The following is a 21765-nucleotide window of genomic DNA, read 5'->3' as shown; positions in this document are numbered from 1 at the left end:
GCCGAGTCGACCGCGCACCTATCGAACCGTGACATCAAATGCGAATCTTAGGAAACAGAGGTCCGATGAAATCCGGTGGGCGCCCTCCGGGTCACGATCCAACGACGGCGAATCAATTGCCACAAAAGAACGCGAGAAGACGCAAAAGAACCGGGCGCTGTCGTCAGGCGTCGGTTAGCAGCGTGAACGATTAATTATTGGTGGTCCGACTGAGGTAAAAAGCACATATTCCTCGGTTGGACTGCGGAATATCTCCCGCCACCCGATTCTACGGCACTCTGCAGGGGGTGTCAAATTGCACAGACGGCGCTGAGTTTGTCGCGTCGGCGAAAACGTCGTTGTGTCGCGTCGAGGGCTTCGTTTTGCATCCTTTGGCATGAGCAAAAGTTGGCACCGTTGGTCTCCGGACAAGCCGACGACAGATGTCACCGACGCTGGGGCCGGCGAATTTGAAACGCTAAAGACGTCATCTCAGCTGCCCGCGCTGATCGGGCGGAACGTCGCGCGGCGGCTTGATTCGGCCTTCTTCCAGGTATTGACCACGCGGTCGTACAGCACGCGCTGGGAACGCAGCGGAGGCTCATCGCCCCGGTCCTGCTGACGGTACTCTCCGTCAGACATCATCTGCCAGCAATTTGTGTTGTCGTCGAAATAGGTCTCCAACACCTCCTTCAACCGATCGCAGCACTTTCGATCGGCCACGGGCACCAACAACTCGACCCGGCGATCCAAGTTGCGTGTCATCCAGTCGGCACTGCCGATCAGCAGTTTCTCGTCGCCGTCCTGGTGGAAACAGAAGATCCGCGCGTGTTCCAGGAACCGATCGATGATCGAAATCACTTCGATCGTTTCGCTCAAGTTCTTCACGCCGGGGCGCAAACAACACTGACCACGAACGTTCAAACGGATCTTCACCCCCGCGCGGCTGGCGCGATACAGCGCATCGATCACCTCGGGGTCGACCAGAGCGTTGAGCTTGGCGGTGATTTGCCCGCGGCCACCTTGCAGGCTGCGCTGCGTTTCCTCTTCGATCAGATCCAGGAAACGACGTCGCATCGTGGTCGGTGCGGCGGCCAGCTCTTCCAGCGCCCTGGGCTGGCTGGCGCCGGTGATCGCATTAAAAAAGTTCGTCGCATCGCGGCCCAACACCTCGTCACAGGTCAGCAACGAAATGTCGCTGTACAGCTTCGCCGTCGCCTCGTTGTAATTGCCGGTGCCGAAGTGCATGTAGCGGACGATGCCTTGCGGTTCACGGCGGACGATGATGCACACCTTGGCGTGTGTTTTTAAACCATGAATTCCGTAAATGACCTGAACGCCGGCGCGTTCCATCTCCTTGGCCCATTCGATGTTACGCGCCTCATCGAACCGCGCTTTCAATTCCACGATCGCGGTGACGTACTTGCCGCGTTCGGCGGCGCGTTCCAGCGCCGCAACGACCGGGCTGTTCTTACTGGTCCGATACAACACCTGTTTGATCGCCAACACATTTGGATCCGCCGCGGCCTCCTCGATCAACCGCACGACGGAGTCGAATCGATCGTAGGGATGGACCATCAACACATCGCCCGCCGCGATCGTCGTGAACATCGACTCTTCCGGATCGATCCGCGGATGCGGTTTGGCCGGCCAGACCTCATCGCGGAGGTGATCGAAACCCTCTTCCCCGTGCAGCGTGAACAGGAAACTCAGATCAATCGGGCCGTCGATCGCGTACAGGTCTTCGGGGTGCAATTGGTGGACCTTCTGCAAAAACTCGACCGCCTCCTCGCTGGCCGACGCTCCGTATTCCAGACGAACGGGTCTGGCATAACGCCGGTTCTCCAAGATCTCTTCCATCCCGCCCAGCAGATCGCTCGCGGCGTCTTCGCGAAACTCGATGTCGGCGTTGCGGGTCAACCGAAAGGGGACGCACTCGAGCACCTCGCGGCCGGGAAAAAATTCGTCGACAAAGTGCGCCGCCAAGCTCTCCAACAACACATAGCCGTGCCGCTTGTCGCCCGAGATCGGTAACACGCGTTGCAGCGATCGGCCCATCGGAATCAACGCGTATTCCGACGTTTCCGCGGAGCCCTCTCCTTCGCCCGACTCCGGCCCGTCGCCCGCCTTGCCGAGCCGGGTGTCGGGATCCCGTTTCAAACGGATGAACAGATGCAACCCCAGACCTTGCAGCAGCGGAAAGCTATCCGCTGAAACCGCTTGGGGCGACAGCACGGGAAAGACATCGCGCCAAAAGCGGGCGGTCGAGGCAACGTGTTCGGACTCACTGGCTTGCGTCAAATCGACTTGAGCGATTCCCGCCGACTCCAATTTCGGCTGCACCTCCTCGCGGAGTAACTGGTACTGCCGCGAGACGATCTCGTGCCCCCTCTTGGCGACCGCCTGCAATTGCTCGACCGCCACCATGCCTGCCGGATCCCGCTGTGTCGGGTTGCGCTGGTGCAAGATCTTTAGGCCGCCGACGCGGACCATCATGAATTCATCCAGGTTGGAACTGGTGATGGCCAGGAACTTGGCGCGCTCGAGAATCGGCAGCGTGCCGTCGGCCGCCTGGGCCAAAACGCGTTGGTTGAACGCCAACCAGCTGAGTTCGCGGTTGAGAAAACGATCCCCCGGCAGCGGACGATCGATCAGTGCTTTGCGTGAGGCGGTTTTGGAACCCGGTTTTTTCTTCTTTTCGCTTTTCGCCACTCGTTTTCCCGTGTCCATGATTGCGTTGATCGTGCTGGGAACGTCCCCACCCCAGGATACGCGATCAGAGGATCACCAGAAATCACCCGCGGCGAAATCGCAGAGTCTAAGAGACGAACGGCCTCGCGGCCGCTTAAAACCCGTTGCCCCGTTGTCAGTTGGACGATGCTGTTGTCACCGTCGCCGTGACCACTTCACCATCGGCCGATGCCGCGGGGTCTTCCGCCAGCTGTTCTTCGACAGGTTCGCCTTCGGTGCCCAACAGGATTCGGAACGCCTTGGGATAGAAATCCTTGCCATAGGTCATCTCGCCACCCTGGTGTCCGACCGCGCCGACCATTCCCGCGACGACCAACAGTCCGATCTTCCAGGTCCGTTCGAGCTTGCTGTTTTTCGAGGCCAGACCTCGTAGCGCGATGATCGCCAGCACGCCCGACGTGACCGCCACAATCACCCCGCTCCAACGATGCCAAAACACCTCGCTGTCCATGTCGACCTTGGTCCAAGACCCGTAGCCTTTCTCGATCGCGAACGACCAACCCATCGCCGTCGAAGCGATCGCCATCAACGACCCCAACAGCAAACAGGCCAAGGGGATCTGTTGCCCCAGACTCGGCCACTTCCATCCCAAGACGACGAACAGCGCGCCGAACAGCAACAGCGCGATCGGGAAATGGACGGTGGCCGGATGCAAAAATCCCTGGAACGCCCAAACGCGATCCACCAGCGACTTGGGCGCTTCGGCGACCGGCTCGGCGGCCGCTTGCTCGCTCTCCTCCGCAGACACCTCGACGATCGCGACGTCCTCGGGCCAGTGGGCGCCTTCGTCGATCCAGACGCGAATCATCGACAACTCGTGCGGCGACATTGGGCCTCCCTTGGACGGAGGCGGCATCAGCATGTCGGGATCGTCCGAAAGCATGTAATCGGCCAGCACCGTGCTGTACTCGGCGTCCTCCGGTTCGACGTACGACAAAAACGTCTCGGCGTCATCGACACGAAAATCCCCCTTCGCTTCATCTTCGTTGTGACACTCCAAACACCTGGCCCGCAAGATCGGAACGATGTCGCGTTGGAAGTTGACGATCCGTCCCTCCTCGTCCACCGCGGTGCGTTCCTGAGCCCCCAGGGAACCGACGACGAGGATCGCTACACTGCACGCGGCAAGAACAAGGCGGAACGGGAAACGCATGAAAATGGACATCGCGTCTGTTTCTCCAAAACGAGAACGGCACCGAATGCTCCGCCATTGCCGGCCTCCTGAAGCTCGTGCGCCGTCTCCGCCCCAAGGGTGCGGATGGCGCCGGGTTCCGGGCGACTTGAAAGTGCGGGAGCGAAACAGTGGTCGTTGTCGGAAAAAGCGGGTGGTAGGGGGAGGCGGGACCGGCCGGCCGGTGTGATACGTGGTGCGATGCGGCGGTGCGTGGGGCAACCCCGAATGGCGATCACGACTGGCCGGTGAATCCGAGATGGCGCGTGGGCGATAACAGCGGACTCGCCCCCATTATGACACACGACGGCCCCGGTTCCAATCACTTGTGCTGTGTCACACTTAAACCATCAATCCGCTGAACGCGCTACCGATTCCGAGCGACTGAATTTCCTTCTTGACCGCCGCTTTGTCGGGATTTTCCAGCGTTTCGACTACTTCGTCGGCCAACAACTGCGCGAAAGCCGCTTTGGCTTCCAATTTTAATTGCTGCAACTGAATTTGGTCCAGCTTGACCGAGCACGCCTTTTCGACCTCGGCGGCGATCTCTTCCAAGCTGGCCTTGGGATGAATCGTGCTGGCCCATAAGACGCTGTACAGCGGCCGGCTGGCATCTTGATGCTGCATGCGCTCCAACGCTCGCCAGGCCCGTTCGAGCAGACAATTCCGCCACAACGCGAGCCACTGCTTGGAATCCAGCGTCAGCGAGGGCGATTTTTCCGGGTCCGATTCGGCGCCACCCTGTTCGACCAACCGCGCCTTGGCACAGGATTTCACCGCCCGCGCCAAAAAGTCTCGCAGCCGCCCTTTGCGATGCTCGCCGAACCCCGCCGAAACCAGGTGCGTCAATAGAATCCGCAACGCCTGATCCGCTTCTTCGGTTGACCCCATCACGGTGGTCAACTGCTTCCGCATCGGCGACAGATAACGCAACACAAAACCGGCCGCACTCTCGGCTTCGGTCCACGAGTGCGAGGACCGAACCAAGTTGACCGAGGATCGTGTTTTGCCGGTAGAAGAGGCCTGAGTCGACATGCGACCCAGTATAACACTCCCCCGCCGTAAACGAAGCACTTTGCGAGAATTCGTCCCGTTGCCGGTCGCGTTGCAGGGGATCCCCGGCGTCCACACCTTGCCAGCGGCGGCCTTCGCACGCATCCTTTGCATCGACTCATCCTTTTACGCCCCCGCCAATGGGAATCTGCCGTGCCCCGTATGCTTGTCACCGATCTGACCGACGGCCAGTCTCTGGATCAATCCTTCCGCTTGGCCGACAAGCAAATCCGCGTGAATCGGCAAGGCGGCAAGTACCTGCTGCTGAAGCTGGCCGACCGCAGCGGGACGATTGTCGCCATGATGTGGAACGCCGATGATTCGGATTACGAAAAAATCCGTCGCGGCGGCTATGTCCATTGCATCGGCCGCACACAAGTTCACCAGGGTGCGTTGCAAGTCATCTTGACCGCCATCGATGACCTGGCCGAAACCGAAGTCGATCCGAGTGATTTTGATCAGTTCGACGCCGCCGCCGCCGACCAGGCCATGACGACCTTGCGGGACATGCTCGAAAACCTGCACAACGTCTACTTGCGTGGACTGGGAAACGCGTTCCTGTCCGACGAGTCCTTCGTCGCCAAACTTCGCCTGGCCACCGCCGCGGTCTCCAACCACCACGCCTACCCCGGCGGGCTGCTGCGACACACCGTCGACCTGATGGAAGTCTGCCAGTTTCTCGGACCTCGCTATCCCGGCGTGGATAGCGAACTGTTGATGTTTGGCGCGTTCCTGCATGACCTGGGCAAGATCGAAGAGATCTCCGCCAGCGGCGAACTGAGCTACACCGACCGCGGCCAACTGGTCGGGCACATCGTCATCGGCGTGCAGATGCTCGGCGACGCGATCGTGGCGTTTGAAGAAGACGCCGACGAAGATTTCCCCAACGACTTGCGTTTGCAACTGGAGCACCTGATCGTTTCCCACCATGGCCAACTCGAGTTTGGCAGCCCCCGTTTGCCGGCCACTTTGGAAGCGATCGCGTTGCACCACATCGACAACCTGGACGCCAAAATCACTTCCTTTACCAGTCTGATCGAGTCGGATTTGACCAACAACGAAAACTGGACCAACTACCATCCCTCGATCGGACGCAAGCTATGGAAAAAGCAGTGACCGAAAACCGCTCCCCCGCCGTCGTCTTGCTCTCCGGTGGACTCGACAGTGCGACGTGCCTGGCGATCGCACGCGAAGCAAACTTTGCCATCCATGCGATCAGCTTCCGCTACGGTCAACGACACGAATACGAACTCGAACGAGCCGCCGCGTTGGCCCGGCAATTCGACGTCGCATCGCACCGAGTCGTCGAAATCAATCTGTCCCAATTTGGCGGATCGGCACTGACCGATCAGTCGATCGTGGTGCCCAAGTCTGACTCCGTCGAACAGATCGGCATGGAAATCCCAGTGACCTATGTGCCGGCACGCAACACCGTGTTCCTGTCACTGGCATTGGCCTTTGCCGAAACCATCGGCTCGGTCGATCTGTTCATCGGCGTCAACTCGCTCGACTACAGCGGCTATCCCGATTGCCGCCCAGAATACATTGCCGCGTTTGAAACGATGGCCAACCTGGCGACCCAGAGCGGCACCAGCGGGCAAAAGCTGACGGTCCACACGCCGCTGATCCATTTGACCAAAGGCGAAATCATTCAAACCGGGCTCCGCCTGGGCGTCGACTATTCGATGACTCTGTCCTGCTACGATCCCGGCGCCGGTGGGAAGCCCTGTGGCCACTGCGACGCCTGTCTGCTGCGTCAAAAAGGGTTCGATGAAAACAACCTCAAAGACCCCGCGAGCTGAGGATCAGGGGATAGGCTTCCAGCCTGTCATCGCGAAATGGACAGGCCTGGAAGCCTATCCCACGTCGCTCACTCAAACGTCTTCGGTTGCTTCACCGGCACCAGATCCCAGGTCTCGCCCGGCGACGCGTCTCTCGTTCCGAACCGCAGACTTTCCAGCGCCGCCGCGGGGACGCGACAGTTCCCCAATTCGGTTTGCCTGCCCGACAACTCGCGGCCATCAAATCCGGCCGTCTGCAGCCCCAACCGCGCACCGTCACGGGTTGTGATGACGTAGCGACACGCTGCCGATTCTTCGTCCGATGGGCCGAGCCAAATCACCTCCGCCACGCTTGAGCGTTTGATCAACCGCGTCCGACCGCGGATTTCGATGCGAGCGGCGTCTTCGTCCATCGACAACAAACGCCCTCGCAACACGTCACCGTTGGGCGAAACCAGCAAGTGTGTCGGCGGCGAATCCGCCATCCGTCGCGGCAGACGCGTCAACCAAGGCGCATCGGTCTCGCCCGCCGCGACCGCCGGCCCCGTTCGAATTCGACGGACTTCGCCCAACGCCACAAGAACCTCGCCACACCAATCGCTTTGAAAACGGACACCATTGGGCTGAATCGAAACCAATTGACCGGGCAAGCGATCGCCGCAACGCAGCTGCAGCATGCCGAGGTCGGGCACAGACGTCGCATCGGAATCTGACGTCGACGCGAACCGAATCGTCACCCCTTCGGTCGCCGCGATCCCGACGTCATTCTCGCCGGACAAGGATCGCCAGCCGAACGTCGCGCCGACGTCGCGACCGTCCAGCAAACGTCCCCACATTGACACGCCGTCGGCTTGGAATTGAGCCGCCTCGCCGGGCGGCGCTGTCACGTCCTCCGATCGGCCCACCCAACGCGTGACCCGCGACGGTGCAACGGCCAAAACGGTTCCCGTCCCCTCGCGCACCAGGATTGCACCATCGGAATCTCGGCCTTCCACCTGCCCGCGCACTCGACTACCGCCAGACAGACTCAGATCACACGCCGGCGCAACCTGCGTCGCCACGGCAAACTCCATCCGCGTAAGATCGTCCATCGCGTACCACGTGCCGTCGATCTGAAACCGATTCGCATCCCAGCCCTCGGCGACTTGATCAATGATCGAGCCGTCGCGAAACAAGGTGAAGCGATCGGGCAAGAACTGCGACGGCGGCGGCTGGCCATCCCAATGGAACAATTCGAAACTCGTCAGCTGCACCGGATCCCCGCGGTTGATCAACGTCAACTCCCGCCGCACGACGGGCTCCTCATCGACGAGCGAGACGTCCGCTTGCAGCACACCGTCGCGGTAGGCCAGCAGCCGCCCGGTCCGTTGATCACCATACAAATCCAGCTCCAACCGTCCCGGCGAATCCGACACGTCAAACACGCCGGCATCGGAAACACTCGCATTGCTGCGGACCAACGAAACACTTTCACCGAACCACTCCACTCGGGTGACGAAACGCTCGGTCGGCAAACGTGAAATCGACCCACCCCGCCGATCAACCCGCGTACCGCCCTGCCCTGCCCCGCCCTGCGACCGATCACCGAGCGACAGTTCGAAATCGGCCGTCCCCGCGCAAGCCACTTCGACTCGAATGCGAAATCGATCCGGCAGATCGATGCCTGCGACCGCCGTCGATTCCGGGACCGTGCACGACATGCCCTGCCCGGTGAAGTTCCAACCCGTTTCACGACGAAATCGATAGCGAGCATCAGACAAAGCCAGGATCTGGTGCGGCATGCTCGCCTGGTCGACGATGCGGACCACACGCTGGGCGGCAAACGACACCCGCCCCAGGTCTTCGGTTTCGAGCGTGATCAGACCGCCTAACCAGGAGACGACGTTGCCAACGAATCGGCTGCCGTCGCTCAACAGAAACGCAAACGTGTTGGTCGAAGTCTCAGGACCATCGCCTGCAACGCTGCCAGAGTTCAAGGGTTCGCGACGAGCCTCCAACAGATTTTGGGTCGAGATTTCGATCGGCTGGGCGAACAGTTTTGTGTTGATCCGCAGCTTCGCTGGCTCCTCGGCGGCGGACAACGTGCCGTCGATCACGCTGCCATCGGCCAGCAAAAACCGCATGCCGGAATCAGCAGCCGATAAATCAGCCACCGAACCGATCAACAGGAACAAGACACCGACCAGTAGCCGGTAGTCGGTTGGTGTTAAACGATCTGCAACCATCTGGCGCAAGCCTAATACCGCTAAATCGATAAGCGACTTACCCCAAAATGGCTCCCCTCTCCCCCGAACAAGCCTCTTGGTCGATTCGGATTGCTCATGCGCGCCACCTGATTCTAGTAAGCGAAAACCTTGCGATGAGTAGAGGCTTGTTTGGGGGAGAGGGGCTGGGGGTGAGGGGGAATCCGCGTGACCAAACAACGATGCAATCACAAGGCCATCGGGTTTGCTCGTAATCAGCGCGGCCGATCGAATGAATTGGAAAACTCGGTTTAGCGGATCGCGCGCGATTGTGGTTGCGCCAGAGGAAAGTTTCTTCGTGAGCATCCGATAGGCGATACACCGTTGATTCCTGCTGAGTCGATTTGATGCAGTTCGCATTCCAGCGTACGACCTACCGCTAGATCCAACCGGGTTTCGAGAGCGCATCGTCGTCGTAATCCAGCAACCGCGCGCAGAACCAATCCCCCTCACCCCCAGCCCCTCTCCCCCAATTCCTGACTCGCTTAGGCTCGTCAGGAATCGGGGGAGAGGGGAGCCATGGTGTTTCATTTTCGCTTCACGATTTAGTGTTATTAGGCGCAAGCCTACGGGCTCGACGCCATCTGATCGCAACCGGATGTCTTGAAGGTTATCGTTCATAGATCGGCAAAAATCGGTAGTTCACAGCCAACGCCAACAAAGACATCGACGTACTGTTGGTGACGCCGAGATCTCCGTCAAAACTCCCGTTCGGCTTCTGGTCACGTTTGAGTCGTTGAATCAGCCGATCGTTCCACTGTTTCCAAACCGCGACGTCCGACTGGAAGTACGCCTGGGCTTGATAGTAGCGGGCGTATTCGGGCCACAACGGCTCGGCGTCGCGATTGGCAACGAGGTACTGCAACGTCAAGGGATAGGCCTGTAACTCTTTTCGTCCGGCGATGGCGAGCACCAGGTTCACGATGCTGCTGCGGGCGACCGATTCGCCACCGCCACCTTCGCTTGCACTGGTGTAGCCGACCGAGCCGTCCTCGGCCGTCATCGAAACGAGGTAATCGATTGCCCGATCAATCGACTCATCCGGCACCTCGATCCCCGCATTGCGTGCGGCCAACAAGCCCATCACGACGGCGCCCGAGACGGAGGTATCGGCGTCGCTTGCGTTGGGAGCGTAACGCCATCCGCCCCGGCGATTATTCTTTTGTGCCGTCAGCGCCGCGCGGACAGCCAGTTCCACCGCGACGGCGAGACTGCGCTGCGATTCCCGCTCGCCAGGCGGATACAGATCCGAGTCGTCGACCACACCGTAGGCTTCACAAAGTGCCAACATCGCGAACCCGTGATGATACATGCTGGGTGAAATGTAACCGGTCACCGCGGACTGGCCCGCAATGATGTGCCGCAACCCTTTGCGAATCACGTCCCGGTGCGGACCAAAATTGGGGTCTTCGCCGGAAGCCAAAAAGGCCAGCACGGCCAGCCCCGTCGTTCCCGGTCCAACGCCCTCACCGGCCGGCCAAGTCCCCCGCTCGTCCTGGGTCTGCGTCAGAAACTCCAGCCCCTTGGCGTAGATTTCATGCACGTCACGCGAGACCCTCTCGCCGATGTTGGCCGACGATGAATCCGGAGAGGTCACACCAGGGGCCTGGGCGTTGGCTGGCGATGCGGCAACAAACATGGCCCCGAAAATCAGGCAGAGCAGTGTGATGAAACGAACGTTCATCCTAGACCACCACATTGGGAATCTCGGGGGTGCGCTGACGCGGCCGCCGGCTACTGGCTTTAACCCCTGCCGGTAAAGCTGTGAAGCATCTATTTCCTGTGCTTTACGGGGTGTTAGCGGCAGGGCGCGAGCCCTCCGGTTCCTCATCGCTGCCAACAGACCGGAGGGCTCGCGCCCTGCCGCTAACAAATGCTTCACTGCGCTGTTCTGTCGGGGTAAACCCCGCTCCGCAAGCGGATTTGGTTCACATGCAGTGGGAACGTAATCAGCGCGTCCAAACGCAACGTCTCGTGACGCTCGGGCCCGAAGAGGAAGAATACGCATCCGATTCCTCATTGCCCCGCCTCCAAAATCGTCGATGACCTTCGTTGCTCCAGCTGATCGAAATACCGATCCAAACCCGCTCGCCATCGTTCCGGCACCTTGTCACGGTCTCGCCCGACGGACAACTGTGTTTCCGATTCACGGGTGATGGCGAGTTGATTGAGGCCTTGACCCAGCAACGCGATCGCCGCCTGATCGGTCTCGCCGCCCTGCCCTCCCCCGGCGCTTCCTCCGCCACCGCCGCCGCCCTCGGGGCTGATCTTGTTACTCCGCAACAACAATTCAATCGCTTCGGTTTGCGCCGCGATCGCGACCGGTCCGGTTTCCGGCGTGACCAATGTCTTCGACGCGTCGACCATCGCGGCACCGGCCAGCTTCAACACTTCGATCTCTTCTCCGAAATTCAACAACCCGTCCGGCAATGCCTCGATGCCGTCGACGACCGCGTCCAAACGATCGCGCAACAGATCCTGTGATTCACTCAACCGAATCGCCTCGCTGACGTAGTCCGCTTGCTGCATCGCCTCGCGTCCCTGATCGGCGACGCGCGTCTGTTCGCGCAACGTCACCTCGGCTTCCAGGATCCTCAACACTTCCACGATCACCGCCGGTGAAAGCGACTTTTTGTTCTGTGGCCCCGATTCGGATTGTTCGGACCCCGGATCCACCAAGTCATCGGCCCACCGATCCAGGTTGTCCGACCAATATTCGGCCGCGGAGATTGAAACACCGGGCCGCGCCGGGACTCGTTCCTGCAACACTTTCAACTGTTCCAAGACACGGGCCTGGTTCATCTCATCCAGCACGGATTGAAAGTGTTCGATCTCGCGTCGCTGACAAAACGCTTCCAAGTCGTCCAGCACCGTGCGAACCCGGGCGGCCGACTCGATCACGTCGGCAACGACCGACTGCAACACATCTCCATTCGATTCGGGGGCTTGGCCGAAGGTGGATTCGATGCTCCGTCCCAGTTGCATGGCGACCCGATCCTGCAACCGGCTGACCGATTTCAAACGTTTGACCAGCGTGCTGCCTTCCATGTTCCCCATCAGCTCTTTGAGTTCCTCGGCGACGGCATCGAATTCCGCCACCAGGTCGGTTTGATCTTCGATGGCGATCGACAAGCTGTCCTCCTCCGATTTCTCGCTTTCACTCTTGGGCGACCGCTTGGACGTGTCGACAATCGTGGTGCCGGCCAAACTGATTCGCTCGGATGATTCCGCGTCGGGGTCTTGCGGCGAGTCGTCGGCGGCATCGCCATCACCCGACTCGGGCAACGTGCCTTGCGAGCTTTCCTGCCCGGCGAGTTCCGCGAACTTTGATTCCTCTTCCGCTTGCTCTGCCGCTTGCTCTGCCGCTTGCCGCAGCAAATCGGCGACGCGCGGCATGCGATCATCGGACATCTCTTGCAGCGTCTGGATCGTTGCGGCAAGCTTTTCGACATAGTCGACGTCAACTTGATCATTCCGCGCCGCCTGCCGCAACAACGCTTCCCCTTCACCGGTCAATGCTTCCAGTTGCCGACCGTTGAAGGCTTCGGCCCGCGCCTGCTCGGCCACCGCCGCGCGCCATTGGTCATCTCGCTCGGCAACGGCGACTTCGGCCAATTCGCGATTGCGCGAGAACAGATTCAGTTCTCGATCCCGAACATCCATCGCGGCCTGACGCCAGCGAGCGAATTGGCCGGCGATCCAGACGGCGTGCTCATCGGCCGTCAGCACGTGGATCGGCAGCGGATCGGAATACACCCGCTCGCGTCCCGGAAAGTCGTCTTCGGCCCAAAACCGCACGCTCACTTCTCCCGGCGGAACGGACAACGACGTCGCCTGAAACATCGCAGCCAGCGAACCGTCATCGCCGCCAGATCCCAACACCCGTTCTCCAGACTCCGAACTCGAATCCGCGGACCACTGCATCCCGACTCGGCGGACGGCAAAGTCATCCTGAGCGGTCACCGAAAAACGCAACGCTTGACTGTCCAGGACCCGCGGCGGAATCGATTCGTTTTCGACCAACAGCGTCGGCCGCTGATCGGGAACACGCTGCACCGTCACCGTCATCGGCTCGGCCGCCGCCAATCCGTCTTGATCGGTCCAGTGCAGACGGACGCTTTCCGCCGACGTCCCCAGTTCCGCCACGAATTGATTCCGCCGCGGGTCCTGCACAGCGACCGGCGTGCCGTCGACGGTTGCATCGGCCAAAGCCGACGAAACCGTCAACTGCAGCGTCGCCATGGCGCCTTCGACGATGCGAATCACACCGGCGTCGTAATCGGTCTGCGGTTTGCCACCGTCGATTCGCCCCGCCAAGTAATCCGGCAACCGAACCGTTGCAACGACGCTCGTCAATTCCGGCCGAAGCTTAGGGATCAGTCGGACCCGGCGGCGCGCATCCCCCACTTGAACGTCCGCGATCGAAGGCTCGAACAACCGTGGTAGCTGGAACGAATAGCTTGCCGGAACGGAGTCGTCGGATCGAGTCACACGTGCGGTGGAGCGATGGGTTCCAATCCGAATCGTCGCATCACGCGGCGTCCAGCGACTGTCAGAATCCAACGCCACCGTCCACTGCGACGGCTCGTCGCGCGGCACGACACGTTCGGGCGGAAGCATTTGCAAGGTCACAAATGTAAAACGATCGATTTCTGCCGACGGAGCGAACAGTCGTGTCGCCGTGTTCCAAACCGCTTGCGGGGCGAGCGCGAACACCAAGACAGCCGACGCCAACAACGCCGCCAATCCGCGTACCATGATACGAAGACGCGATTCCGGAAGCGCTTGCTGAAACTCTCGCGTCACCGCTTCGTCGGCCACTTGCTCCAGCGCCGCGACACACAGCGTCACCGAACGAGCCTGTTCCGATTCACAATCTGCCAATTCCAACGCGCCGACCAAGTGATCACCGAAAACAGGATCGCGCCGTCGGATTACCTCGGCAACACGCAACGGTGATCGGCAATCCCAAAGGGTTTGCCACAGCCGCGTCACCGCAATGCCCATCGCCGCGACGATCACCGCCAACAACCCCCAGCGAATCGAGACGGGGGTTTCCACGAATCGGTCAGCGATCAGCAACACCCAAAACACGACTCCGCCGATCAACAGAAAACGAACCAGATGATCACGCCCCACCCTCCACACCAGCGCACGACGAAACTCGGCCAGTTTGTCGAGCAAACGGGCGGGAATCGTGATGTGATGCGATTGCCGGGTGGTCATGGGGTGGGAGGTGGCAGAAAAATGGAGGGCAGAAAAATGGAAAAGAAAAGACAGCTTAGCAATCGAAACTTCAAACTTAAAACCAACCCTCAAACGCCTCCGGCCCACTTTCGTCCGACCCAGAACAACGCCAGTCCGGCGATCATGGCCGACAGCACCGCGGGGTGATTCCACCACTGGATGCGTCGCAGGGTGGACGGATCGGGCGGCAAGCGATTGAGTTGATCGACGAGTCGGTTGATTTGATCGGGTGCGAATGTCTGGCCTCGGCCCACCTTGGCCACTTCACGCATGATATCACGCCGCGCCGGCCGACCGACCTGTTCCTCCCCCCTGCCCTGCACCGCAACACGCGCCGTGACGGTGGATTCTTCCGAAGGGTGCCGGAGCGTCAAGGCGTAGACGCCGTACTGGTCCAACTGCGTCTGCGCGGTGAACACACCCCACTGCGAATCTTCGCGTTGCAATCGCAGCGATTGGCTCGGACCGGTTGGCGAAACGATTTCCAGCATCGCCGCGTCGGCTTGCGAGGGCGTCCCGTCGCTGGTCATGACGCTGGCCCTCAACGTCACGGTTTCTCCGATCTGCGGTTGATCGGGTCGATAGGACAATCGCATGGTTTCTCCGACCGCCATGTTGCGTTGATAGGCCATCCAACGAATCACTTGGCCCCAAAAACGATAGTGGTATTTGTCCTCGACGCCCATCCGCCAACGCCAGACGGAATCGATGCCCATGAACAGGACCTTGCCGGCGCCGGCCGGACGCGTGACCAACAGCGGCACACGCCCATATTGATTGCTTGATTCGGCATGCACCGCCAACACCTCGCTGCCCGCTTTGGCGCGGGTGACTGCGGCGTGCCAATAAAATCCCGGCAGCGATTCCCAGACCGCCCAGTTGGTCTGCGGGTCATCGTCCAGCGCCGTCAACAGGCTTCGTCGGCCTGTCCCGGTCAAAGCAAACGATGCCGGCACGCCGTTGCCAACCCCTAGCGGCCTGGCAGGGTCGATCACGACAGGCACCAATTCCCCGAGTTCACTGGGCAACAACGACGCTTGCTGGCCACGTGTTCCCGGCATCAACACCAAGCCCACCGCTTGCTGTTCGACCAAGCCTCGAATCTGTCGACACTGCTCGACGGTCAATTGCCCTTCCGCGATGCCGACATCGCCCAAGAAGATCACATCATAGGAGGCCAACTCCGCAGGATCCTCCGGCATCGACGCCAAGTAATCTTCTCCGCCGCCGCCAACCGCCGGCAACAGGGGGTGAAAAAGCAAACAGGAAACGTCGATTCCGGGATCGCGCAACAACGCGTTTCGCAAATAGCGATACTCCCACCGTGGGATCCCTTCGATGACCAAGACACGCAGTTTCTCTTCGCGAATTTCAATCGTCCTATGCAGCCGATTGTTCTCTTGATTCATTTCCGATTCGATCACCGGCGTCTGGAAGGTCAAGGCATACGTGCCTGCCTGTTCGGATTGCCACACAAATGCCCCGTCGAAACGCGCACCGGCGCGGATCGAAACGGTTTGCCTGTCTGCGGCGCGATCGTCTTGGAGCAACGACACGGTCACTTCACGTGTCTGGCTGAACCAGTTCCGAATCGTGAACGGAATCCGGACGGGTTTACCGACGACACCAAAGGTCGGAACGTCGGCGGAAACCAGTTCGATGTCGGGCAAGCGATCGGCACTGCCGATGGGAATCGAATCCACGCGTGCGCGACCACCGCTGCGGGCGGCGATTTCCGCCGCCGACTGAACCGGCGAACGCCCACGATTGAAATCGCCATCGGACACCAACACGAACGCGACCGCTGATTCGTAGCGTTCGGCCGCCCGATCCAACGCGCCGCCCAGGTCGCTGCCCCCATCGCTGGAACCGTCGCTGCCTTCGTCGAGCGCGACGTCAACTTTCTTGAATCGACCGTCCAACCGCGCCCAGGCCGCGTCCTCGCCAATGCCGTCGGCAATCTCTCGACGACTGGTCGCCCGAAGTTCGGATGGAACATCGCGTGTTTGCATGCTATCCGAGCGATCGAACAACACGACGACCTCTCCCCTGCGATCCGAATCGACATGGTACGTCGTCTCGGGTTGCCACAGCAGTCCGATCGCGACGGTCACCAAAACGACGCGCAGGCACTCGACCACACCGACGCGCCAACGACGACCACTGCGTCGCCAGGCGGTCCATGCGAACCCAATCACGGCGATGATCGCTGCAGCAGAGATCAAAACCATCGCGACTCACCTCGTGTCCGCCCCGGTAACGTCAACCAGGCTTCACACAACATCCCGATGATCATCATCACCCAGATCGCACCCCAGATCTCATGCACCAGACCGCCGCCGGAGTCGGCTTGGGGACCGCGTAGGACCACGCGGTTCCAGCGAACATCGCCCAGCAGCTCCTGGAGCTGCGAGTCGGCGATCGTCCGGCGATCGGATTCAGCCGCCGGCCGATTGATCGCGACCAAACGCGGTGCACTTTCCGCAGAGTGCCGCTTTGCAAACACCCCGGCGCCGTGCCCCAGTGGCATGCCGATCGCTTCGTCGCCGGCAAGCAGCGTTTCGATGTCTGCCGTTGCGCTCAACGGATCCGCCCCGGTTTGAAGACGTCGGTCGTCGGTCCCCGCCACGATCCCGCCATCACCGGCAATCTGCAGCGGGCTGGCATCCAGCGCTTCGGACATCAATCCATACAGCACCAATCCATCCTTGACGAACAAGCTGTCGGGGTCGATCACGTCGGCTCCGCAAAACCAAGCGGCTCCACCGCCGACGCGTACCTTTCCGATCCAAAGTTCCCCTTCGCCGATCTCCGCCAATTGCACCATTTGGCCGTCGAGGGAACACGAGGCGGCGATCGGCAACTCCCACTGGTCGAAGCTCGCCTGGCGAACAGCCCCCCGAGTCCATTGCGCCCAACGGACGCCCTGGAACTCGACGCCGCGGTCGACATCGAACGGTGGAAAAAAAACCACGCTCCCGCCGCTCTCGAGAAACCGCGCGACCGCCGCAGCATCGTCGCCGACGGGCAGCTGTCCCTGCCAGATCAAACACGCCATACCGCCGGACAGTTGCCCCGGTTGTTGCAGACGACTCCCCTGCCCCGCCCCGCCCTGGGCAGCCACCACGTTGCCGAGCACGTCCGCGGCGACCTCCAAGGCCAAACACGGCGACTCGGTGGCCAACCCGATGGGACGATCCTGATCGGCAGCCGCGACAAAAAACCAATCATCATCCGCGGCGTTCACATCCGCCGGAATCGAAACCTGGCCGTAGATGACGTCCTGGTCTTCTGGCACGGGGACACGTGCATCAATCAATTCCCCGCGTCCGTCGTTGACCTGGACCTCGAAGGATTGCGTTACACCTCCGACCACCAGACGCAGCGGAACGACAACCGACGCGTCGTCCTGTCGCTCGACGAGTACCGAGACCGCCAGCTCCTTGGCTGAACCTGTATCGATCACGCGCTGACGGGTCAACACAACCGAAGTATTCACGCGTGGGTCATCGGCAACGTCCACCAGATGCAGGCGAACGCCATCACCTAAGGTTCGGGCGGCCTGCGCAACTCGGCCCCACGACTCGGCATCGGGACGCCAATCGTTCATCTGACCATCGCTGCAGACCCAAACGTCGGCGACCGAATGATCATGGTCCATCAAGTACTGCATCGCGGCACGCAACATCTTCGGCACGTCTGCCGCGGACGCCGCCCCGCCGGTGAGCTGTGGATCGGTCAACGCGTCGACATCCGCCAACTCGATCGGGGTGACGCTGACGCTGTCGATCAGCACCACACGCTGGGTCCCCAACGTCCGCAGCGTCTCCGCGACGCGCTGGAGTGCGGCCGCTTGGTGGGTCAATCCGGATTCGGTTCGACGCTGCATGCTGGCAGAACGGTCCAAGACCACCACCGAAGGCGCCCCCGAAACGACACGACTAGCCGCGACGCCGAACATGCCGCTGGAAAGTGGACGCGCCAACGCGAACACGACAGCCGCGACGACCAAGGTTCGCACGGCAAGGATCAACCACCGTCTCAGCTTTGCCGGACCACGACGTGCTTGAGTGGCGCGGCGGAGAAACATCATCGCCGCCCACGGCGCAGTGGGATGCCTGCGACGGTGAATCAGATGAATCACGATCGGGATCAGAACCAGCGGAAGAGCCCATAACGCTCCGAGTCTCAGAAAGCTCATACAGCCGAATCTCTTCCTCGCCCGGCCAAAAATCCCATCAGCGACTCTTCGATCGGCCGATCCAACATCACGCGGTGATAGTCGACCGCTGTTTCGCGACTGATCCGTTCGACTTCTTCGAGAAAGTCCTGGACGGCGTCTGCATAGCCGGCGGCGATCTCGTCGGGATCGACCAAAATCGACTCATCCCCCTCCATGTCATCCAATCGAATCGGTCGATCCCAATCGGGTTGCAACTCGACGGGATCCATCAAATGAAATAGAGCGACATCGTGTTTACGAAACGCCAAGTGCTCGACCGCGCTGCGGAGCGTCGGCGGCTCCAGCAACAGATCGGAGACCACGACGATCAAGGCGCGTTCACGAATCGTTTCGGCCAACTGATGAAGGGTTTCTTCCAGTGTCGTCACCCCGGCGGATCGCAGGTTTCGCAACCGTTCGAACAACACGGACACCTGCCCGGCAATCCGCCGCGGCGGCAACAATTCCGATCCGGCCTCGCTAGCACAAATCAACCCCGCCGCATCGCCTTGACGAATCGCGATGTAGGCGAGCGTGGCGGCGATCTGTCGCGCCGCGTGCAGCTTGTCACCGAAACCCATCGATCCGCTGCCGTCGAGGACCAAGACCAGACGCAAATTGGTGTCGGCTTCGAATTCCTTGACGTAGTAGCGGTCGCTTCGCCCGTACGCCCGCCAATCCAATCGTCGCAAATCATCCCCGGGTTGATAGCGACGGTACTCGGCAAACTCAACGCTCGATCCGCGATGCGGACTCTGATGCCGCCCCGAAACGGTGCCCAGCATCGGCCGCCGCGTCGTCAACGGAATCGCCGACAAACGCTCCGCGAGCACGGGATCGAAAAACGATTCCGTCACGGCATCGGGGTCAGAACCAGGTTCGATCATGCGTGTGACAAAAGTAAAAACATCCAGACGTTCGTTTCAGTACTCCGCACCCCACCCGAGCTCAAATCTCAAATCTCAAATCTCAAATCTCAAATCTCAAATCTCAAATCTCAAATCTCAAATCTCGAAACTCGAAACTCGAAACTCGAAACTCGAAACTCGAAACTCGAAACTCAAATCAACTTCGCGATGATTTCGCGGGCGGTGATGCGTTCGGCTTGTGCGGCGAAGGTCAATACCAACCGGTGGGAAAGCACGGGCGATGCGACAGCCAGGATGTCTTCTTGGCGAACCATGTAGCTGCCGTAAAGCGCTGCTCGACTTTTCGCACCCAGAATCAAACTCTGCACCGCGCGCGGTCCGGCACCCCAGGCCACCAGCGGGATCAGCCAATCCGGCGCCGTACCGCCATCGGGCCGCGTCTGACGGACCAACTTGGCGGCGAATTCGTACAGGTGATCGGGCACCGGGACGCGGCGAACGACTTCCTGGTGGCTCAAGATTTGTTCGACCGACAACAGCGAATCCAAGACCGGCTGACGCTCACCGGTGGTCATCCGCGCGATCTGGATTTCTTCCGCTTCGCTGGGATACCCCAGTTCGATCAAAGACATGAAACGATCCAGCTGCGCCTCGGGCAACGGATACGTCCCCTCCTGCTCCACCGGATTCTGGGTCGCCAAGACCATGAAGGGTGATGGCAGGGCAAACTCTTTGCCGAGCACGGTCACGTTGCCTTCTTGCATCGCTTCCAACAACGCCGCCTGAGTTTTCGGCGGGGCCCGATTGATTTCGTCGGCCAGCACCACGTTTGCAAACACGGGGCCACGGACGAACTGGAATTCACGCCGACCCTCGGCCGTGTCTTGCAGGATATCGGTCCCGGTGATGTCCATCGGCATCAAGTCCGGTGTGAACTGAATCCGACTGAAACTCAGCGACAACGTCTCGGCGAATTTGCCAACCAAAAGCGTTTTGGCCAACCCCGGCACTCCGACCAGCAACGCGTTGCGGCGGGCGAAGAAACAGATCGCCAGTTGCTCAATCGCTTCGGCTTGACCGACGATGACACGTGACAGCTCGCGGCGCAAATCGGCATACGCCTGCTGCAAGCGATCGATCGCGTTGACGTCATCGCCCGACAGATCGCCTTGTGATCCGTGACTCTGCGGTGGGGGATTCAGTGCCTTGGGATCCTGTGCTGCTGATTGAAGTTGTCCAGACATTTGACTTTTAGACGACGATCGTGTCACGTTAGCGTTGTTTGAATCTCAACCGTGCGCGACCGGCTTGCACGGGGTCGAGCGGAAAAGGGGTCAGGCACCAAAAACCAAATGGCCCAGCGGGTGCTTCGCATTCTTGGTACCTGACCCCTTTTCCGCGGCACCCTAAATCTAGATTTGGCCGGGGCGCTAGTGTAACCCAAACCGCCTGAAGGCGAACCCGCGGTCTGTCATCCCCCCGAAAATCACCGGCCGCCGACGATTCTCCGATCTGGGCGGTAAACCGTATCGATTGGACAAAACGACGCGGTGGTCCACGTTGGACGGAGCAGAATTAATTTGGCCAACCCAGAGGGGGGCAACGCCCGAAACCCTTTAGTGCGGGGAAGCTGGGATGCTTTTTCCTGCGGACAGATTGGTGACTGCTTCCCACATCGAAAGGATTCGGACATGCGTCTCGGACAGAAACTGTTTCTTACACTCGTGATGTCCGTCGTCGGACTCTCGTCAGCCTCCGCCCAGCGTTTCGATTTCACGAATTGCTATCTCTCGGGTTCTTTCGCAGGCGATTTCCTCTCGATGGAAGGCTCCGGACGCAATACCAGCGGAAACTTCGACGCGTCGGGAATCGAACATGAAACAAACGAAGCGTACGGTTTCGCGTACGGACGGGAATTCGACCACTGTGACTACCAGATCCGTCTGGAGTCCCAATACACGTTCTACGACGATTCGCAATTCACACTCAACAGCTTCCCCGGACCTCCGGGACCGTACACGTTCTTTTACCGCGGCGCGTTCACCGAACGCTGGAGCGGGATGAGCAACATCTGGATCGACAAACCGATCAGCGACAACTTCGAAGTCTACGCCGGTGGCGGTCTGGGCTGGTCGCACTTCGAATTCGCCGCAACCGACGGTGTCGTCTCCAGCGTCAAAGAAGATGACGATATCGCGTACCAATTCGGCGTCGGGCTGACGTGCAAGCTGCTGTCCAACGTCGAATTGGATTTCGGCTATCGCCGCGTCGACCTCGGCAACGCCAACACGAACCTGACGACGCTCGGTGGTGCTGCCCCCGCCGGCAACCTGAACGTCGATCTCGATTCGGATCAACTGCTGCTGACGCTACGCATCTTCCGCCGCTAACGTTGGCAAGGGCACGGGCATACGTGTTGGTGTGCAGGCTTGAGCCCAATACCGCTAAG

At 60.4% G+C, this 21765-nt stretch carries 13 protein-coding genes; 3 read left to right on the top strand and 10 right to left on the bottom strand.

The genetic code is table 11. The annotated features are described in order from the left end of the window. Nucleotides 1-471 precede the first annotated feature (471 nt). From ppk1 to NZK35_RS14235, 3 genes are all read right to left on the bottom strand, one after another. The gene (ppk1, locus tag NZK35_RS14245; protein ID WP_259633202.1) at nucleotides 472-2709 is read right to left on the bottom strand and encodes a polyphosphate kinase 1; all 2238 of its coding nucleotides are present in this window, start codon (nucleotides 2707-2709) and stop codon (nucleotides 472-474) included. 136 nt (nucleotides 2710-2845) lie between these two features. Then, nucleotides 2846-3895: a c-type cytochrome domain-containing protein gene (locus tag NZK35_RS14240; protein ID WP_259633201.1), complete on the bottom strand. Its 1050-nt coding sequence runs from the start codon at nucleotides 3893-3895 to the stop codon at nucleotides 2846-2848. A 348-nt stretch (nucleotides 3896-4243) separates the two neighbouring features. Beyond that, the gene (locus NZK35_RS14235; protein WP_259633200.1) at nucleotides 4244-4936 is read right to left on the bottom strand and encodes a hypothetical protein; all 693 of its coding nucleotides are present in this window, start codon (nucleotides 4934-4936) and stop codon (nucleotides 4244-4246) included. A gap of 180 nt (nucleotides 4937-5116) precedes the next feature. Between NZK35_RS14235 and NZK35_RS14230 the strand changes: the two genes are divergently transcribed. Both NZK35_RS14230 and queC read left to right on the top strand, forming a co-directional pair. Next, nucleotides 5117-6070 carry a 3'-5' exoribonuclease YhaM family protein gene (locus tag NZK35_RS14230; protein WP_259633203.1) on the top strand — a complete coding sequence of 318 codons (954 nt, stop codon included), beginning with the start codon at nucleotides 5117-5119 and terminating at the stop codon, nucleotides 6068-6070. Continuing rightward, entirely contained in the window at nucleotides 6067-6756 is a 690-nt protein-coding gene (gene queC / locus NZK35_RS14225) for a 7-cyano-7-deazaguanine synthase QueC (RefSeq protein WP_259633199.1), read from the top strand. The genes NZK35_RS14230 and queC overlap by 4 nt, the downstream gene beginning before the upstream one ends. A 68-nt stretch (nucleotides 6757-6824) precedes the next feature. On the opposite strand, the gene NZK35_RS14220 is transcribed toward queC, so the two are convergent. The 7 genes from NZK35_RS14220 to NZK35_RS14190 all read right to left on the bottom strand — a co-directional run bounded on the left by NZK35_RS14220 (nucleotide 6825) and on the right by NZK35_RS14190 (nucleotide 20560). Next, nucleotides 6825-8960, bottom strand: a complete 2136-nt coding sequence (locus tag NZK35_RS14220) for a hypothetical protein (RefSeq protein WP_259633198.1) — start codon at nucleotides 8958-8960, stop codon at nucleotides 6825-6827. Nucleotides 8961-9588: 628 nt separating this feature from the next. Next, entirely contained in the window at nucleotides 9589-10662 is a 1074-nt protein-coding gene (locus NZK35_RS14215; protein WP_259633197.1) for a prenyltransferase/squalene oxidase repeat-containing protein, read from the bottom strand. Between the two features lie 332 nt (nucleotides 10663-10994). Beyond that, nucleotides 10995-14204 (bottom strand): hypothetical protein, encoded by a 3210-nt coding sequence (locus NZK35_RS14210; RefSeq protein ID WP_259633196.1) that lies wholly within the window; start codon nucleotides 14202-14204, stop codon nucleotides 10995-10997. A gap of 89 nt (nucleotides 14205-14293) precedes the next feature. Next, nucleotides 14294-16456 carry a hypothetical protein gene (locus tag NZK35_RS14205; RefSeq protein WP_259633195.1) on the bottom strand — a complete coding sequence of 721 codons (2163 nt, stop codon included), beginning with the start codon at nucleotides 16454-16456 and terminating at the stop codon, nucleotides 14294-14296. Next, a complete protein-coding gene (locus tag NZK35_RS14200; RefSeq protein ID WP_259633194.1) occupies nucleotides 16447-18426 on the bottom strand; it encodes a BatA domain-containing protein in 1980 nt (659 codons plus the stop codon). The genes NZK35_RS14205 and NZK35_RS14200 overlap by 10 nt, the downstream gene beginning before the upstream one ends. Then, the gene (locus NZK35_RS14195; RefSeq protein ID WP_259633193.1) at nucleotides 18423-19334 is read right to left on the bottom strand and encodes a DUF58 domain-containing protein; all 912 of its coding nucleotides are present in this window, start codon (nucleotides 19332-19334) and stop codon (nucleotides 18423-18425) included. The genes NZK35_RS14200 and NZK35_RS14195 overlap by 4 nt, the downstream gene beginning before the upstream one ends. Nucleotides 19335-19507: 173 nt before the next feature. Beyond that, complete coding sequence (locus NZK35_RS14190) at nucleotides 19508-20560, bottom strand: AAA family ATPase (RefSeq protein WP_259633192.1); 1053 nt, start codon at nucleotides 20558-20560, stop codon at nucleotides 19508-19510. A 447-nt stretch (nucleotides 20561-21007) separates the two neighbouring features. Between NZK35_RS14190 and NZK35_RS14185 the strand changes: the two genes are divergently transcribed. Beyond that, nucleotides 21008-21706, top strand: coding sequence for an outer membrane beta-barrel protein (locus NZK35_RS14185; RefSeq protein ID WP_259633191.1), 699 nt, complete (start codon nucleotides 21008-21010; stop codon nucleotides 21704-21706). Nucleotides 21707-21765: the final 59 nt, after the last annotated feature.

The sequence above is a fragment of the Stieleria sedimenti genome (assembly GCF_025060895.1).
In the GTDB taxonomy this organism is placed as follows: Bacteria; Planctomycetota; Planctomycetia; order Pirellulales; family Pirellulaceae; genus Stieleria; species Stieleria sedimenti.
The sequence above is the reverse complement of the archived record's forward strand: the minus strand, read 5'-3'. Positions and strand labels throughout refer to the sequence as shown.

Bases quoted from the DNA above. Each gene is read 5' to 3' on its own strand.
- ppk1 (WP_259633202.1), bottom strand. From the start codon at position 2,709: ATGGACACGGGAAAACGAGTGGCGAAAAGCGAAAAGAAGAAAAAACCG.
- NZK35_RS14240 (WP_259633201.1), bottom strand. From the start codon at position 3,895: ATGTCCATTTTCATGCGTTTCCCGTTCCGCCTTGTTCTTGCCGCGTGC.
- NZK35_RS14235 (WP_259633200.1), bottom strand. From the start codon at position 4,936: ATGTCGACTCAGGCCTCTTCTACCGGCAAAACACGATCCTCGGTCAAC.
- NZK35_RS14230 (WP_259633203.1), top strand. From the start codon at position 5,117: ATGCTTGTCACCGATCTGACCGACGGCCAGTCTCTGGATCAATCCTTC.
- NZK35_RS14220 (WP_259633198.1), bottom strand. From the start codon at position 8,960: ATGGTTGCAGATCGTTTAACACCAACCGACTACCGGCTACTGGTCGGT.
- NZK35_RS14215 (WP_259633197.1), bottom strand. From the start codon at position 10,662: ATGAACGTTCGTTTCATCACACTGCTCTGCCTGATTTTCGGGGCCATG.
- NZK35_RS14210 (WP_259633196.1), bottom strand. From the start codon at position 14,204: ATGACCACCCGGCAATCGCATCACATCACGATTCCCGCCCGTTTGCTC.
- NZK35_RS14205 (WP_259633195.1), bottom strand. From the start codon at position 16,456: ATGGTTTTGATCTCTGCTGCAGCGATCATCGCCGTGATTGGGTTCGCA.
- NZK35_RS14200 (WP_259633194.1), bottom strand. From the start codon at position 18,426: ATGAGCTTTCTGAGACTCGGAGCGTTATGGGCTCTTCCGCTGGTTCTG.
- NZK35_RS14195 (WP_259633193.1), bottom strand. From the start codon at position 19,334: ATGATCGAACCTGGTTCTGACCCCGATGCCGTGACGGAATCGTTTTTC.
- NZK35_RS14190 (WP_259633192.1), bottom strand. From the start codon at position 20,560: ATGTCTGGACAACTTCAATCAGCAGCACAGGATCCCAAGGCACTGAAT.
- NZK35_RS14185 (WP_259633191.1), top strand. From the start codon at position 21,008: ATGCGTCTCGGACAGAAACTGTTTCTTACACTCGTGATGTCCGTCGTC.